Below are 16,832 nucleotides of genomic sequence, written 5' to 3'. Positions count from 1 at the left end.
TACCGGGAGGAAGAAGCGAAGTTTTGCAAAAAATCGGCTAAGGGTTGCCTTGATTAAGATAGTAGTTCGGATTCAATCCAGTCCCAGCCAGCGACCGCCCTGGTAGACCACCAGCGAAAACAGGTAGGCCAGCGCAAACATGTAGGTCCACATGACGGCTGGCCATTTCCAGCTCCCCAGCTCGCGGCGCGCGATGGCCAGCGTGCTCATGCATTGCAAGGCGAACACGTAAAAGACCATCAGGCTGACGGCCACCAGAGGCGAGAAAGCGGGGTCTGCCTGGAGCGCCTGGCGCAGGATCACTTCATCTTCGCCCGCGTGCGCCACGCCGTAAATCGTAGCCATGGTCCCTACGATCACCTCACGGGCAGGAAAGGAAGAGATAATGCCGGCCGTGATTTTCCAGTCGAAGCCCAGCGGACGCATGAGCGGTTCCAGTGCATGGCCCAGGCGGCCGATGAAGCTCTGGCTGATCTGGCGGGCTGCCTCGGCATCCATGAGGGGAGCCAGGCGGGCGTTGTAGGTCGCTTCCAGCTCGGCGAAAGCTGCGTCCGATGCGCCCAGGGCTTCCAGACTATCTCGGGCCTGACTATACCAGACTTCCAGGGCGGCCCGTTGCGCAGCCAGCTCCGGATCCTGTTCGGCCCGTGGAAAGCTGGCCAGAAACCAGATGACAATGCTCAGCCCAAAAATGATCTTGCCGGCCCGCGTAACAAACGCCTTGGCACGGTCGATCATGCGATAGAGGATCTGCTTGAACTGGGGCGCCCGGTAAGGGGGAAGTTCCATGACGAAGTATGCACTTTCGCCCTTAAAGACGAAAGTCTTCAGCACCCAGGCGGCTGCGAAGGCCATGGTAGTGCCCAGCAGGTACAGGCTGAACATCGCCAGCCCCTGCGCATTGAGCGGGCCAAGTACGGGGAGGTTGGGAATAAAGGCCGCGATAAAAAGCGTGTAGACGGGCAGGCGAGCTGAACAGCTCATGAGTGGCGTGACCATAATGGTAATGATCCGATCGCGCTCATTGTCGAGCGTGCGGGCGGCCATGATTGCCGGTACGGCACAGGCGTATCCGCTGAGCAAAGGGACGACCGAGGCGCCACTCAGGCCTAATCTGCGCATCAAGCGATCCATGATAAAGGCCGTGCGCGCCATGTATCCTGTGTCTTCCATCAGCCCCAGAAAGAAAAACAGAAGCAGAATCTGGGGTAGGAAGACCAGCACATTGCCTACGCCCGTAATGGCGCCATCTACGATCAGGTCTTCCAGAAAGCCATCGGGCAGAACGGTGCGCACCTGCTCGCCGGTCCAGGCAACGGCCGTTTCGATGGCATCCATGAACGGCACAGCCCAGGAAAAAATGGCCTGAAAGATAAGCAGCAAAATGCCCAGAAAGATCAGGGGACCGGCCACGCGATGGGTGAGAACGGCATCGATCCGGTCCGAAAGCGTACGTTCCTGCGCTTCAGGATGACGATGCAGCACCGAGGCGACAAGCGGGCTCAGCCAGCCATAGCGACCGATCATTTCGGCCTGGCGATAGGGTACGTTGCGGGCTTCTAATTCCTGGCGAGCCGCTCGCACCGCTTCGTAGAAGCGCGGAGCGCGATGCTTCCAGGCTTCCAGCAGCGTATCGCTGGTCAAAGCGTTGAGGGCTTCAAAGAAGCGCTGACGGGCAGGTAAGGCAGGGACTTCTTCGCCTAATTGCCGGGCCAGCTCCTCAACAACCGTGGCCACGGCGGGCATAAGCGTCCAGCGCCGTTCGGTTGGAGGAGGCGGAACGCCACGCAAGAGAATTTCTTTCAGGCGGTCGATACCCTCTCCTTTGCGAGCGACAATAGGTACGACCGGAATGCCCAGCCGGCGCGCCAGCCCATCTACGTCCAGTTCCAGTCCGTTCTCGGCCAGCGCATCCATCATGTTGAGCGCTACCACGACCGGTAGTCCCAGATCCATGATCTGGGAGACCAGATAGAGGTTGCGCTCTAGGTTCGTCGCATCGACCACGCACACCACGACGTCGGGGGCCGGCTCTCCGGGCATGCGCCCGACAAGTACATCGTACGCTACCCGTTCATCGATGGAGCGCGGGTTGAGGCTGTAGGTGCCGGGCAGGTCAACGACCTCAATGCTTTCATGCCCTACCAGCCGGCCGCTTTTGCGCTCAACCGTCACGCCCGGATAGTTGGCTACTTTCTGGCGCAGGCCCGTCAGCAGATTGAAGAGCGTGGTTTTGCCTACGTTCGGGTTGCCGGCCAGCGCGACGCGGTGCGCAATGACCGTCGTTTGAGGCGTCTTAACCGCAACCGCCGGTTCGTGGCAGCTTCCGCTCATAGCCGCTCAATGAGGATCAACTCCGCCTCGTGTTTGCGAATGGAGAGATGAAACCCGCGGACCTTCAAATCTAGTGGATCGCCCAGAGGAGCGATGCGGATCAGTTCCACTTCGGTGCCGGGCAACAGACCCATCTCGAAGATGCGAGGAGGAAGCCGGTCGCTGGCATAGCCGGTCACGCGGCCCCGTTCTCCCGGCCGGAGATCACGTAGCGTCGTCATTGCTCAGGCAGGTACGGCGAACAGCCGCATGGCCACTTCGCGTTGCAGGGCTAATCGGCAGGCACCCAGCCCGAGGATGCACTTGTCTGCGTTGAGCATCACGCACGCCCGGCAGCCTTCGCGCACGCCCAGCTCACGCAGCCGCTGCGCCTCCGCCTCGTCGAGAGCCAGCCACTCGATCTGTACGTATTGTCCTTTCTGGAAACAGGTCAGCGGGGCCGCATCACTCCGCATGGCTTCCTACCTCCGGCCGAGATTCTTGCTTAGACATAGTCTAAATGTCTGAACGCAGAAATGCAACGCCTGGGGGGGAGAGGGTTTCCTTTTCAAGAAATTTTATTGACGGATGCTTCTACGCGTTGCAGTTTCAGGTCGCGGAGTCGAAGTTGCAGGCGGGTCTGGCCCTGCCAGGAGTTTTCCTGGAGGGTAAAGGCCAGTGCCAGCGGCTGTCCTGTCCGACGGCTGTGCTGCACCAGGGGAAGCAGGCGTCCCATGCCGAAGCCGATAACTTCGCAGGGTGGATCTTCGGGGTAGGCGCGCTGGCGCACATAGAACTTCAGGTGCTTGCCTTCGCCGCCCACCAGGTGAGGGTCGCCTACGACTTCCAGATCGCGGGCCATAAACAGGGGCTCTTCGTTTTCGGGCCCGTAGGGGCCAAAGCGCTGAAGAAGTCGCCAGAAGCGTTCGTCCAGCGTGTGCAGATCGAGTAACGCGTCAATTTCGAGGCGGGGGATGAGCAGTTCAGGTGTCAGGCGGGCACCTACGGCTTCGTTGAAGCGCTCGCGGAAGGCTTCGAGGTGGGTTTCTTCCAGAGCAAGGCCGGCTGCATACGTATGCCCTCCAAATTGCAGCAGCAGATCTTCGCAATCGTGCAGCGCTTCATAGATGTTGAGACCTGCAATGGAGCGAGCGGATCCTTTGAGAATGGAATCAACAGCACAGAGCAAAATAGTGGGACGGTAGAAGCGTTCGACAATGCGGCTGGCCACGATTCCGATGACCCCGAGGTGCCAGTCAGGGTGATACAGCACCAGGGCATAATGATCGTCCCGGGCAGTGATCTGGCGTTCGGCCTGCGCCATAGCTTCTTCAAGCGTCTGGCGGTCGAGCTGTTGGCGTTCGCGATTGGCCGCATCCAGCTCGGCGGCCAGTGCTTCAGCGCTGGCCATATCGTCGGCTAATAGCAGCCGGACGGCGCGGTTGGCATCGCCCAGCCGGCCAGCCGCATTAATGCGAGGAGCAAGCCCGAACACAATGCCGTGCATCGTCAGTGTCTCCAGCGGCCAGCGGGCTTTAGCGGCCAGTTGCTGCAGGCCTGGACGCGGCGTGCGGCGCAGGTAACGCAGGCCTTCGGCCATAAGGATGCGGTTTTCGCCGGTCAATGGTACGATATCGGCTGCGGTTGAGAGCGCAACCAGGTCAAGGTAGGCGTAGGAAGTCTCGAGGGGCTCGCCCAGCACCTGCAGCGTTGCCTGCACCAGCTTGAAGGCGACGGCGCAGCCTGAGAGTTCGGGAAACGGATAGGGACAGTCGGGACGTTTCGGATCGAGCACGGCCACGGCCTCCGGGAGCGTGGCGCCAGCGGTGTGGTGATCGCAGATGATCAGATCAACGCCCCGGGCGCGGGCATAGGCCGCCTCTTCGGCCGCCGTGATGCCACAGTCCAGAGCGATGAGCAGCCGGGTGCCGGCCTCCAGCGCTTCTTCAAGGGCTTTTTGCGTTAAGCCATAGCCATGCCGAAAACGGTTCGGCACGAAGTATCGAACAGGCACGCCATGCGTTTGCAGGAAGGAAGTCATGAGCGCGGTGGCCGTTGTGCCGTCTACGTCGTAGTCGCCATAGACCAGCACGTGCTCTTGCTGTTCAATCGCCCGGGCCAGGCGGCGGGCCGCCGCTTCCATGTCAGCCATCAGGAAAGGGTCGTGTAATTGAGCAAGGGTTGGCCGAAAAAAAGCGCGAGCAGCTTCCACCGTTGTAATGCCTCGGGCTACCAGCACGCGTGCCAGGGGCTCCGGTAGATAACGGGCGGCTGCCATCAGCGTGGCCACCGCATCTGGATCGGCAAGGGGACGGCGGACCCACCGGTATTTGCGCATGGCAGGCAGTATACTCAAACAGGAGGATACCGTTACGCAACGCCCAAAAATACCGGGAAGCTCCAGCTTGTGCAACTGGCTACGCTGGCCCGGAGTCATCAGGCCTGAAGGAGGCATTTGCTGCGCACAGACTGCTTTTGGCGGTAGTCTGGCCGCTTAAGCTGTCAGTAGAAGCGGAATCTTTTCACCAGAAATAAAAGGGGAGGTAGTTCTTTCTTCCTCCCCTTTTGTGCATTCGCTCTGGGCGTGGTCAGGGCAGGCGCGTTAGCGTTCGCACCTGCACGCCCGAGGGGGTTTCAAGACGGACCAGATAGGTGCCGGCCGCCAGGTGGCTCCCATCAAAGGGAATATGGTAGGTGCCGGCCGGGCGAACGCCTTCAACGAGGCGGGCTACTTCGCGTCCGAGCAGGTCATAAATGGCCAGCCGAACGTGCTGCCGCTGATTCAGCGAAAATGCTACCGTGGCCGTGGAGCGAAAGGGGTTGGGAGAACCAGCATAGAGCATCACCGGGAAGGATGTTTCGGTGGCGTTGCGCTTCAGGCCGGTCAAGATGCCGAGCTGGGCGACTTTGGTCCATCCCTTGATCCAGAGGTCATCGGGGCCGAAGGCACCCAGGTACTCCACGGGTGTGAAGAAGGGGTCCTGGGCGGGATAGGCGGCCCGTGGCCGCGTCAGAGCCGGTGAGTTGGGCGCTGGACGTGGATCCAACCCGCCATTCGATTCCCGGCTGATGCCCCGCAGCATCGGATCTTCAACAAAATTATTGTTAGCCAGCAGGTGTTGCTGCACAAACGCTTGCGGGGCGATATCGGCCAGGTTGTTGCCTGCACCAAAGCTCCACCAGAGGTTGTGGGCCAGCACCAGGTCCCCCTGCTCAAGACGCTGGCGGCTGTCGACTGCAATGCCTTCCAGGTCTTCAACGACGATGCCCAGGTTGCCAAAGTCTGTGAAAATAGAATTGTAGTATTTGCCGCCTGCGTTGTCGCGGAAGACAAAGACATTGTTGTCGGCATTGCCCGAGCTGGCGCCCGATCCGATATAGGTGGCATTGTAAATAAGCGGAATGGCAAAGGGCTGGCCGTCTTCAGGATCGCGCCCGCCGTCGTGTTCGCCTGCTCGGTTGCCTCCGTCGGGAGGCATAATAGCAAACCAGAACTGACCTTTACCGCGGAATCCTTCGTCATAGTCAAAGGCATCGTCGCCGCAGAAGGCGGCTACAAGATACCGGGTGTTAACGGTGCCACCGAAGAATTCAAAGCCATCGTCTTCGTTGGCAAAGACTTCGACGTATTCGATGGTTGTGCCTCGTCCAACGGCGCCCAGCGTCAGTCCGTTGATTTCGTTGTCTGCCCCGATGTTGGAGCCGCCGTGTCGGATGGAGACGTAGCGGAGGACGCCAGAGTTGTCGTTGTCATCGCAGTCGTCGATTGGGGTGGGGGTGTTGTTGCCTGGGACGCAGCCGTAGCGGGCGCGGGTTTCTGTGGAGGGAATGCCTTCGATATTGGCTTCACCGGTGGCGAGGTTCGTAGAGGCGCGACCAAGTATGATCAGTCCGCCCCACTGGCCGCGAATGGACGCATCGAAGCTTCCATCGAGGGGATCTGCTTCGGCCGTGAAGATGATGGGGCGCTCAGGAGTCCCTTCGGCATAGATGCGGGCGCCGCGCGTGATGATGAGGGCAGAGGCGTTTTCACCGGTGCCGGGTTTGCCTTTGATGATGGTGCCGGGTTCGATGGTGAGGGTTGCCCCCTCTTCCACAAAGACAAAGCCGTCGAGCAGGTAGATATTGTCGCTGGTCCAGGTAACCTGATCGCCCGGACCAATGTCGGCATCGGTAATGGTTACCACGTTTTGCGCATGGCTTACCAGGGGCCAGCATAGTAGGAGCAGCATGCTCAGGCGCGTGTTCATGGCAGGATTACGTTGGGTTTATGGTTTGTTAATGAGCGGTCTTTATGCGAAGCGGCGGCCCACAGGCCGCCGCTTCGTTTTGCGTTGGGAGGCATCGGGATCAGTACTGATAGCGGAGTCCGATGGAGAAGGCGCGTCCGCTTCCATAAGCGCGCGTTACGTACTCTCGTCCTTTGTAGGTGTGGGAAACGCGATAGCGAGCGTTCAGAAGGTTCTTGGCCGAAATTTTAAGTGATAAGGTAGCCAGCAGCCGCTGGCTAACGTTCAGGTCCAGCAGGTGGCGAGGCCGCTCATAGGTGTCGGGGGTGCCACCCAACCCTACTTCCTTCAGCCGCGGTCTGAATACGTGATAGTGCAGGCTGACCGTGGTTCCTCGCTGCTCATGCACATAGCTCAGATTCACGTTGAAGAGGTAGGGCGATTGTCCCTGGAGCGGACGCGTAGCCGGCGCGTCGGGGCGCAATGCACGAATCGACCGAAGCTCTTCTGCGGGCACCTGTACGGTTGCATGAACAAGCGTTGCATTGCCGCTGATTTCAAAGTGGCGAAGCGCACCATGCAGAAAGTCCAGTCGCTTTCGCAGCTCTAGCTCGAGTCCATAGAGCACGGCGTCGTCAACGTTGCGGTACTGCACCTCCGGGCTATCGTTAGGAGCGAAGGGCTGATATACCGCCTCGATGGGATTATGGAAGTGTTTCAAGAACACGCTGGTAGCCAGCAGTTCGCCTGGGCGCACGAACCATTCCCACCGCAGGTCAACGTTGTCTATGAGCGTGCGGCGCAGTCCGGGATTGCCGGTAAGCAGGTAGCCTCCCACGTATTCGAAAGTCGAGTAAGGAGCCAGCTCTCGAAAGATCGGTCGGGCCAGCGTGCGGCCATAGGCCAGGCGCAGGTTCATGTTGCCCGCCAACTGGTAAATCAGGGCTACTGCTGGTAGCCAGTCGCCATTTTGTAGTCGTCCGGCCTCTTTGGTGGAGTCGTGGCTGACGACCTCCATATTGGTGGTTTCATACCGGAGACCGGTGATCACGCGTAGTCGGTGCGCGAGAGTCCCGTCGATCATGGCAAAACCAGCCCATACGTCCTGGAGGCCATCGTAGTTGGAGGAGGGTTGGGTATCTTCCTGGAGGTATAATCCAAAAGTGAACAGGTCGGGTATGCCGTCGCCGTTGATGTCGTGCTCTTGAATAAGCCCCAGGTTTTCAGAGGTGAAGAACGTTTCCGGGTTACCGTTGTAGCGGGCACCGCGTTGCTGGCGCAGGACAAACTTGCGCTCTCGGTGAAGGCGTCTCTTGCGTTGCAGGTAGCCGCCCAGTTTCAAGCGAAGCCGGGTTGTGATCGGTATGTCCAGGGCCAGCTTGCCTACCTGATTGGAGGCTTTAAGAGAGCGAAAGTAGCGTTGCGGTGGGGTGGTAGCGCGGATTGTGTAGAGCGTGTCAGCCGAGCCGTCGCTGCTGGTACGGATGCGATAGTGGTTGGTGAAGAAGCGACGGTCGGGTTCGGCCTGCCGGGTGTTTGTGATGGAGAGGTCCCAGCTCAGCGTAGCCGGTTTTTCTTTGTCGGTCAGCGCATGTTTGCCGTGAATCTGATAGGTGCGCAGGTTCCGCTCAATGTAAATCAGCGATCGGGTTTCATAGATGTCGTCCGGCTCCAGGGTGTACAGAAAGCGACCGCGCTGGTAGCGCGCGGTGCTTTCAGCGCTGTGGCTCTGCATGAACCGGACGCTCAGTTCGTGGTGGCGGTGGAGACGCAGGGTCGCATTGATCAGGCTACCCCAGAGGACTTCGTCGGTACCTGAGATGGTGTGCAGGTAATTGTCCTCAGAAAGGACCGTTGCGTTGCGGCTCGTTAGTCGGTAGCGGGCCCATATGCCGTCATCGTAGGCAGTAGCCTGTCGGCGGTAGCTAAAACTGGCCACCACGCCCAGTAGCCGTCCATTGCCCAGATTCAGGCGATTGCCTACCGAGAGGGTGTAGCTTCGGTTGAACGGTGCGCGCCGATAGATGGGCGTTAATGCTGGCGTGAGGGCTTTGGAAAGCTGATCCAGTAGTCGGGCGTTTTGGGCATCTACAATTGCTTCGCTAAGAGACGGAATGTTTTCAAGGCGATAGCGTTGCAGCAGAGCGGGCACGTCGAGCTGGCTGGCCTGGAGGCCCCAGGTGCCCGGATTTGCGTTGGGCACCGCCAGCATCAGGTTGCCAAACCCTACTACCTGCGGGCGATAGGTAATTGAGGTGGTAAAGCTAATCGATAAGGCATCAGGAAAGGCGCGCGTGTTCAGGTTGACGCTGCCCCCGGTAAAATTCCCAGGTTTGTCGGGCGTGAACGTTTTGACAGTAACGATATTATCCAGCAGGGCCGTCGGGAAAAGGTCGAAGGGGACAGCTTTTCGGTCAGGATCAGCGCTGGGTAGGTCGAGTCCATTAAGCTGGGCGTTCATGTAGCGCTCGCCCAGCCCTCGGATGTAGACATATTTGCCATCAAGCACCGATACGCCTGTTACTTTTTCCATGGCGTCGGCTGCGTTGTTGCTGCCAGTGCGCGCCATCATTTCGGCGCTGATTGCCTCACTGAGGGCGGCTGCCTTCTGGCGGACAGCTAACATGGCGGCTTCGGTATTGCGCAGCAGACGTGCTTCGACAACTACAGCCTCCAGTCCTACTTCTTGCGAAGCCAGCTTGATGTTGAGGTGCGTAACGTTGCCTGCCTGTACGGTTACGCCTGCTACAGTCTGGCTGTGGTAGCCCACGTAGGAGAAACGAAGCGTGTAAGTGCCTGGAGCTAAGTTGCCTATTTCGTAGCGTCCTTCCAGATCTGTGGCCGTACCTGTGCTATTCTCTTCGACAAACACATTGACGCCAATAAGCGGTTCGCCGGTATCGGCGTCAACCACAGTGCCGGCAATGCGTCCCGTCTGGGCTTGAGCCGGACAGACCAGCCACATCGCCAGAAACAGCAGAAGCAAACGCTTCATAGGCCCTTGTGCTCGCTTCTAGAACCGTCCCTAAAGTAGGGGGTGGTTGTTATTCAGAGATTATCCGCCTGTTAGCGAGTCGTTAACGATGGGGCTATTTGATGCCTGAGCAGATGGGCAGGGAGTAGGGGTAATCCAGAGAGATGTTTCTGTCGAAACAAAGCGTTAGCGCCGGCGGTTGGGCGCGGAAAACACCGCTGGTCAGGGCATGGCTGCCCAATCTGAACGGCATATCCTCCTGGCGCTCTGGCTGATGGTCTTTTCAGCCAGTAGTCAGGTGATCATCATGGTCCCCATTCTTCCACGCATTGGCGCGACGCTGGGCATTTCTGCTGTAGAACAGGGCAGCTTGATTTCGGTCTATGCGGTTATGCTTAGCCTTATGGCCCTGGTAGCGGGGCCGGTCTCAGATCGGCTGGGGCGTCGTCCTATTCTTCTGGTTGGCAGTGCCGCAATGACGGGGGCGTTGCTGCTCCATGGTATCGCGTACAGCTATGCTGCGCTGCTTGCTGTACGGGCCCTGGCCGGTGCGGCCGGAGGATTGCTCAGTGGGGCGGCCGTCAGCTACGTGGGTGATTACTTTCCCTATGAGCGGCGCGGCTGGGCCAACGGGTGGGTGATGAGCGGCATCGCTTTTGGCCAGATCGTGGGCATTCCGGCGGGGACGTTGCTGGCGGGGTGGGTCGACTTCCGTTGGCCGTTCCTGATGTTCGGACTGACCATGGCGCTGGCCACGCTGCTGATCTGGCGCTACGTGCCGCAGCCCACGGGCGTGCTGGCCGAAGAACCGCTGTCGCTTCAGGGCATGCTGCAGCGGTATGGGGAGCTCCTGCGGCAGCCCGCAACGGCCCCCTCGCCACTGGTCTATTTCCTGATGTTTTTCAGCATCGGCCTGTTTCTGATTTATCTGCCCGCCTGGCTGGAGCGTACGCTCGGGTTTCGCACCGAAGCGATGGCGCTGCTCTTTCTGCTCGGCGGACTGGCCAATGTCGTGGCCGGCCCGTTAGCCGGGCGTCTCTCGGATCGCATGGGCCGCAAGCCCCTCATTGTAAGTGCCACGCTTGGACTGGCTGTGCTGATGGCCGGTGCGCCCTTTCTCATGCGGAGTAGGATTGCGGCGTATGGACTGTTTGCCCTGGCCATGGCCCTGGTGGGCATGCGCATGAGCCCGCTCCAGTCGTTGCTGACGGCGCTGGTGCCGGGAGCGCGGCGCGGTTCGCTCATGAGCCTGTCGATTGCGCTGGGACAGCTCGGCATTGGCATCAGCGGGGTCGTTGCGGGCTGGCTCTTCACGCAATACGGCTACGCAAGCAATGCTTTGCTGGGCGCGCTGGCCCTCCTGGTCATGGCCCTGGTGGTGGGCTACGGCCTTCCTGAACCCACGCTGCAGTCTTCGGTGAAGGAAGGATAGGCTACAGCCAGCCCTGCTGCCGGTACCAGGCGATGGTTTCCTGGATGCCGGTTTCGAGGTCAATCTGCTGGCGGTAGCCAAAGTCGTGGCGGGCTTTGTCGACCGCGCACATTTTGCAGGCGTGGCGGATTTCACGGGCCTTTTCGCGGTTAAGCGGGGGATAGGTGCCGGTCAGCCGTCCGGCCAGCTCAACCAGCGTCCCGATGGGCTCAACCAGGAAGGGGGGGATGTGCAGGGTCAGCGCACGGCGGCCCAGCGCACGCAGGGTTGCGTCGCGAATCTCGCGCCAGGAATAGAACTGCTCGCTGCCGATGAAATAGGTCTGGCCCGTGGTGGCGTCCGATTCGGCGGCGTCTACCATGCCGCGCACCAGGTCGCGCACGTGCACCAGGCTCAGCTCGGGGTGGCGGCCACTTCCCACGATCGGGCACAGCCCCCGGCTGACCGTCCGAAAGAACGTATAGATGTCGGCGTCGCGAGGACCGTAGACGGCAGGCGGACGCACCACTACCAGGGGAAGCACTTCGATGAAGGGCGGACCTTCGGCGCGAGGTGCCTGGAGCGCCTGTTCCATGAGCGCCTTGCTGCGTCCGTAGGCGCTGATCGGACGCAGGGGCGACGTTTCGGTAGCCACGCCGCCCGGGCAGTACCCCACGGCCGCCAGACTGCTGGTGATGAGCACTTTGCGGACGTTGGGGTTGGCTTCCAGTACGGCACCCAGCAGGTTCAGCGTGGCCGTGATGTTGCCCTGCGCAAAGGTCGCCCAGTCACGGGCGCGCGTAACGCCGGCCACGTGAAAGACGACGTCGGCGTCACGCACGGCTTCCCAGAGCACCTCAATTCGGGAAAAGTCGCCGCGTACGGGGACGATGTCGAGCCCTTCTAGCCAGCGCAGCCGATTTCGTACCAGGCAGCGCACTTCGCGGTAGCCCCGGCGCAGCAGCTCTTCTACCAGGTGGCTGCCGATGAAGCCGGTTCCGCCCGTTACGAACGCAATGCCTCGATGCATAGCACTTCAGGATTAACGAGCTCGCAGGGCAATGACGCATTCCACATGATCGGTATGCGGAAACAGATCGACAGGCTGCACCGCCTCGATCTGATAGTGCGCGCGGAGCAGCTTCAGATCACGCGCCTGGGTCTGCGGGTTGCAGCTTACGTAGACCAGCCGTTGTGGACGCAACTGCGCGATGCGACGCACCACCTTTGGATGCATGCCGGCGCGGGGCGGATCAACGATGACCACGTCCGGCTGACCATGCGTGCGCACAAAAGCGGGAGTGAGCACCTGGAGCAGATCCCCTGCTACAAACGTGCAGTTGGTGATGCCGTTAGCGGCTGCGTTGGCCCGGGCGTTTTCGACGGCCGATGCGACCAGTTCCACCCCGACCACATGGCGCACGTGGGGAGCCACAAAGATAGAAATGGTGCCGGTGCCACAGTACAGGTCGTAGACCAGATCGTCCGGGCGCAGGGCAGCCAGCTCGCAAGCGACTTCGTAGAGTCGCTCGGCCTGTTCCGTGTTGGTCTGGAAGAAAGCATCGGGAGCAATTTCAAACCGAAACGGGCCAATGCAGTCGTGGATGACGCCGGGGCCGAAGATCGTGTAGGTGGCTTCGCCGTAGGAGATCTGTGCCGGACGCGAGTTGATGGTGTTGACCAGCGTCGTAACTTCGGGAACGTGCTGCTGCAGAAAAGCGCTCAGCTCGGCCATGCGGGCCTCGTCGTAGCGACTGGTTACGAGGTTGACCATAACTTCACCAGTGCGCGTGCCGGTGCGGATGACCAGGTGGCGCAGGTAGCCTTCATGCCGTCGAATGTCCCAGGGCTCCCAGCCTCTGGCTTTGAAGAACGAGCGGAGCGCATTGAGCAGGTGCACTGTAATAGGGGCAGGCAGGTGACATTCCTCCAGGTCGATCACTTTGTAAAAGTTGCCTGGTACGTGTAGTCCTACGGCAAAGTGGCGATCGAGCGGTTGGCCACTGGCGATTTCTTCAGGGGTCAGCCAGCGGTCGGCGCTGAAGGAAAATTCCATTTTGTTGCGATAGCCGTAAAGGCGAGGAGAAGGCAGGGTAGGGCGCACTTCAACGTCTTCGAAGCCGCCGTGATGGACAAGCGCTTCATAAACGCTCTGGCGCTTGGCTTCGAGCTGGGCTTCATAGCGCACGTGCTGCCATTTGCAGCCCCCGCAGGTGCCAAAATACCGGCAGCGGGGCTTGGTGCGCAGAGGGCTTGGCTCGAGTAGTTCGATGATGCGACTTTCGGCGTAGTTTTTCTTGCGTCTGGTGATGCGCACGCGCACGCGGTCGCCGGGTACGCCCCCTTCAATGAAGAGCACATACCCATCGACGCGGGTAAGGGACTTCCCGCGGTCTGCGAATTTTTCGACGATCAGTTCCAGCTCAGCGCCTTTTTTCAGCACGGTGCTCCGTGTGGGTCAGTGGTCGGGCTCAACAAACCCCGGAGCAGGCGAAAGGGTTCGGCCGTTACCGTTCAGAGAGCAGCGAAGGCAGGCGGTGTTCGGCGCGGCGGCCTGCTTCCTGGAGCCAGATAAGTGCCTGGCGGCGATTGGCGCACTGCTCCAGCAGGCCAACCAGTTCTACCTGGCGAGCGGCCACGTAGCGGGCTACAGCCTGCAGAATGGCAGCACCGGCGGTCGGGTGGCGTCGGAGTAGCAACTTGAGGTCCGGGCGGAAGAAGCCCAGCACCTGCACTTCGGTAGCCGCCTGGGCTGTTTCCAGTCGGCGAAATTCCCCCAGCAATGCCAGATGGCCGCAGGTGTCGTATTCGCTCAGGCGCGTGAGCTCTTCGAGTTGGCCGTGTTCGTTTTCGGTGAGCAGACGTACGGTGCCCCGGGTGATAATGTATAGCCCCAGTCCGGGGTCACCTTCAAAGTAGAGTACTTCGTGGCGGCGATAGGTGCGGGCATGCAGGTAGGGTAGCAGGGTGCGCAAGGTGCGTCGCGGCAGATGTTGAAAGATGGGAACGTGGCGCAGGATGTGCAGCAGCTCGCGGGTGTGAGCGTCCTCCTGCGCCTGAAACAGGCGCTGGTAGGCGTGTTGCAGGGTGTGCCAGAGCGTGTGCATGATTTTCGGATAGTTTAGAAAGCGTGGCCAATGCCAAAGTGGAGTGTTGGGCGGTGCAGGCCGTCAGGCAGAAGACCGGCTGCCGGACGGGCCGGGTCGTGCAGCCGATAGGCCACATCTAATCGAAGAATGAGATATTCCCAGGCCAATCGCAAGCCTATTCCTCCGCCCCACCCCAGCTCTTGAAGAAAGCGGTTAAGGCGAAAATGCCCGGCTTTGGCGCCTGGATTGCGGGGGCCAAACCATACATTTCCTACGTCGGTGAAAAGCGTCCCGATCCAGTCGGCGGCCAGTACGCGTCGCAGCAGTCGGTGGCGCAGTTCCAGGCTGGCTTCCAGTTTGATTTCGCCGCCCAGCAGATTGGCGCCGTCCACGTTTTCCATCAATTGCAGACGGCCCGGTCCCAGTCCTCGTAGGGGCCATCCGCGGACGCTGGTAGCACCGCCGCTGTAGAAGCGTCGGTCGAAAGGAATGACGTCGGGTATACCGACCGGATGAGCGAGGCCAACCTGCAGCTTGCCGGCTACTACGGTGCCTGGACGGAGAGGGCGGTACCGGCGCATATCTACGCTGAGGCGCAGGTACGGGCGGTAGAGCAGTCGGTTGCCTGTTGGACCGCTTCGGAATAGAGGAAGGCCGGGCAGGGTGCCTTCGTGTTGGCCCGGGCTGAATACAAAACGGTCCAGCAGGTCAGACAGCAGGCCGCCTGCTTCGATCGACAGTTCATGGGCGTAGCCGCGTTCGCGGCGCAACGGGTTGAAGCGGGCAGCTTGCAGCGTGTAGCGCACGACGTCGTTGATCTGGGGCACGGTGTAGTCGTCAAGGATCTGGGCGCGCTGCACAGGATCTTCAATGGGGCGCAGCACTTCGTCGAGGAAGGCGGCGCGGAAGCCGGTCAGGGTGTCTGGATTGCTCAAGCTCAGGTCAAGCAGGTCTACGAACGAGGTAAGCGTGGGGGTATGTTGCAATTCGAGACGAAAGCGGGCGGTGCCGCGTCCTCGGATGACCAGGCGAAGTATGTCGCGGCGGGCCGTGAGCAAGCTGAGCGATAGGCGTGTGCGGGCGTCGTAAAGTTGGAGCCAGCGCTCGAGCACGCCGAAAGGACGGATGGCATAAGGATAGACCAGGGAGGCGGTGATTTCGAGCTGGGCTGAAGTCAGCAGGCCTTCTTCAAAGTTGCCAGAGATGGAGCCAGAGGTGCGCAGGCTGAACGTTTCGGCGCGGCCCAGCAGGTTAGCGTTTTCATAGGTGAGGGCTATGCCGGTTCCCAGTTCGTTTTCGCTACCGGTGAGCAGGCCATTACGCTGCAGCATAAAGGTTTCCAGTCGCATGCGGTGGCGGGGCCGAGTGCTTAGCACGAGTCGATGGGGGAGGCGCGGGGCTGTCTCGCCTGTTACGCGGATGGTGTCGCGCCAGCCTGGTTCGATGCGCACGTAGGAAAACAGGCCGGTAGCTTCCAGGCGACGTCGGAAGTTTAGCAGGCGCGAGCGGTTGTACCAGTCGCCTGGTCGAAAGCGCAGCATGCGGGCTAGGAAGGAGGGGCTGAGGTGGCGTTCCTGGCGGCGGGTGACTACGAGCTGGCCGGGCTGCAACGTGTCGGCGGCCGCTTCCAGCCAGAGCGTATCGCGTTGGAAAAAAGCGTCAGGTTCCGGGCCATCGACCTCAGCATGCACGTCGCCAAAGCGAAAGCGGGGGCCGGGATGAATCTGAAAGATCAGGTCAAAGGAGTCGGGGCGTGCGGGAATGACAATGGCCCGGATTGAGTCGCGCGTAACGGCGGCATAGCCTGCGTTCCACAGGAATTCCATGAGCCGCTGGCGCTCTTCGAGCAGGGTGAGTTCCGAGTAGCGCTGATTGCGGGCCTGCAACAGCAGGGCCGAGTCTGCCGGCGGAGTGTGGCGCAGCAGAGCGCCGCGGATCAGGGCTTGTTGCAAGGCGGGAGGGAGTGGCTCGAGTCCTTCATACCGAATGAGTCGCAGGTAGGTCGGGGGGCCTTCGTTGATATGAAAGGTTACGCGCAGGTAGCCGGGGCGCAGGGTGTCCAGCCGGGCTTCTATTCGGGCTTTGGGAAACCCTTCCTGGCGGTAGAACAGCGTAAGCCGTTCTACGTCGGCCTGTACCACTGCCGGCTCGTAATAGGCAGGCGGTTCGCCGCTGGCCATCAGCGCCCGGCTCAGCAGGCCACCCAGCTTGCCGGAAGCGCCCAGTTGATAGAGCCACAGCCACCAGGTAAAGCCAGGAATTCCCAGAAAGCGCCGGTTGGCCGTGGTGTGGAGATAAGGACGAAGGGTTTCGTCAGAGAAAGAACGGTTGCCTTCCAGGCGCACTTCGCGTACCAGCCACGGCGCAGAAAAAAATTGCTGCTGGGTCTGCCCCCGCACCGGAAGCCCACCCAGCAGCCCCCAGCCGATCAACCAGAGTAGCCATCCCTTTAAGAGACGGGGAGTGGCCGGACGGCCGACCAGATCAGATGCTCGGCTTATTCTTCTTCGTAGTAGAAGTCGTCGTCGGCCGTAGGATAGTCCGGCCATATTTCCTCAATGCTCTCGTAGGGCTCCCCGTCGTCCTCCAGTTCCTTGAGGTTTTCGATCACCTCGATCGGCGCACCCGTGCGCTCTGCATAGTCGATCAACTCGTCACGGGTGGCTGGCCAGGGGGCATCCTCCAGGTAGGAGGCCAGCTCGAGTGTCCAGTACCCCATCGTCGGCACACAGGTTTGGTTGACACAATGGCTTTTCGTTCCCCATCATGGGCCGGCACGATAGCACACCGGCCTGAAAAAAGCAAGAGGTTGCTTT

12 protein-coding genes are annotated in these 16,832 nt (G+C 60.6%); 1 reads left to right on the top strand and 11 read right to left on the bottom strand.

Annotation, left to right across the window (positions count from 1 at the left end):
• Positions 1-72 precede the first annotated feature (72 nt).
• The 6 genes from feoB to BUA15_RS07260 form a co-directional block, all read right to left on the bottom strand.
• Positions 73-2,334 (bottom strand): ferrous iron transport protein B, encoded by a 2,262-nt coding sequence (feoB, locus tag BUA15_RS07285; RefSeq protein WP_072715329.1) that lies wholly within the window; start codon positions 2,332-2,334, stop codon positions 73-75.
• On the bottom strand, positions 2,331-2,555 hold the full coding sequence (locus BUA15_RS07280) for a FeoA family protein (RefSeq protein ID WP_072715328.1): 225 nt from the start codon (positions 2,553-2,555) through the stop codon (positions 2,331-2,333). Before BUA15_RS07280 ends, feoB begins: the two co-directional genes overlap by 4 nt.
• A gap of 3 nt (positions 2,556-2,558) precedes the next feature.
• Positions 2,559-2,789: a FeoA family protein gene (locus tag BUA15_RS07275; protein WP_072715327.1), complete on the bottom strand. Its 231-nt coding sequence runs from the start codon at positions 2,787-2,789 to the stop codon at positions 2,559-2,561.
• Between the two features lie 92 nt (positions 2,790-2,881).
• Positions 2,882-4,651 (bottom strand): single-stranded-DNA-specific exonuclease RecJ, encoded by a 1,770-nt coding sequence (gene recJ, locus BUA15_RS07270; RefSeq protein WP_072715326.1) that lies wholly within the window; start codon positions 4,649-4,651, stop codon positions 2,882-2,884.
• A gap of 250 nt (positions 4,652-4,901) precedes the next feature.
• A complete protein-coding gene (locus BUA15_RS07265; protein WP_072715325.1) occupies positions 4,902-6,563 on the bottom strand; it encodes a T9SS type A sorting domain-containing protein in 1,662 nt (553 codons plus the stop codon).
• A gap of 100 nt (positions 6,564-6,663) precedes the next feature.
• The gene (locus BUA15_RS07260) at positions 6,664-9,537 is read right to left on the bottom strand and encodes a TonB-dependent receptor (RefSeq protein WP_072715324.1); all 2,874 of its coding nucleotides are present in this window, start codon (positions 9,535-9,537) and stop codon (positions 6,664-6,666) included.
• Positions 9,538-9,745: 208 nt separating this feature from the next.
• Here BUA15_RS07260 and BUA15_RS07255 point away from each other — a divergent pair, with 208 nt between their 5' ends.
• On the top strand, positions 9,746-10,948 hold the full coding sequence (locus BUA15_RS07255; protein ID WP_072715323.1) for an MFS transporter: 1,203 nt from the start codon (positions 9,746-9,748) through the stop codon (positions 10,946-10,948).
• Between the two features lies 1 nt (position 10,949).
• Here the strand turns inward: BUA15_RS07255 and BUA15_RS07250 are convergent, their stop codons facing one another.
• From BUA15_RS07250 to BUA15_RS07230, 5 genes are all read right to left on the bottom strand, one after another.
• On the bottom strand, positions 10,950-11,957 hold the full coding sequence (locus BUA15_RS07250) for an NAD-dependent epimerase/dehydratase family protein (RefSeq protein ID WP_072715322.1): 1,008 nt from the start codon (positions 11,955-11,957) through the stop codon (positions 10,950-10,952).
• A gap of 12 nt (positions 11,958-11,969) precedes the next feature.
• A complete protein-coding gene (gene rlmD / locus BUA15_RS07245) occupies positions 11,970-13,370 on the bottom strand; it encodes a 23S rRNA (uracil(1939)-C(5))-methyltransferase RlmD (protein WP_072715321.1) in 1,401 nt (466 codons plus the stop codon).
• A gap of 64 nt (positions 13,371-13,434) precedes the next feature.
• Complete coding sequence (locus tag BUA15_RS07240) at positions 13,435-14,034, bottom strand: cyclic nucleotide-binding domain-containing protein (protein WP_072715320.1); 600 nt, start codon at positions 14,032-14,034, stop codon at positions 13,435-13,437.
• A 14-nt stretch (positions 14,035-14,048) separates the two neighbouring features.
• The gene (locus BUA15_RS07235; RefSeq protein ID WP_084660541.1) at positions 14,049-16,565 is read right to left on the bottom strand and encodes a BamA/TamA family outer membrane protein; all 2,517 of its coding nucleotides are present in this window, start codon (positions 16,563-16,565) and stop codon (positions 14,049-14,051) included.
• On the bottom strand, positions 16,514-16,735 hold the full coding sequence (locus BUA15_RS07230) for a DUF2795 domain-containing protein (RefSeq protein ID WP_014068011.1): 222 nt from the start codon (positions 16,733-16,735) through the stop codon (positions 16,514-16,516). The genes BUA15_RS07235 and BUA15_RS07230 overlap by 52 nt, the downstream gene beginning before the upstream one ends.
• Positions 16,736-16,832 lie beyond the last annotated feature (97 nt).

The sequence above is a fragment of the Rhodothermus profundi genome, from assembly GCF_900142415.1.
Classification (GTDB): Bacteria; Bacteroidota; Rhodothermia; order Rhodothermales; family Rhodothermaceae; genus Rhodothermus; species Rhodothermus profundi.
This window is presented reverse-complemented; position numbering and strand designations above follow the sequence as displayed.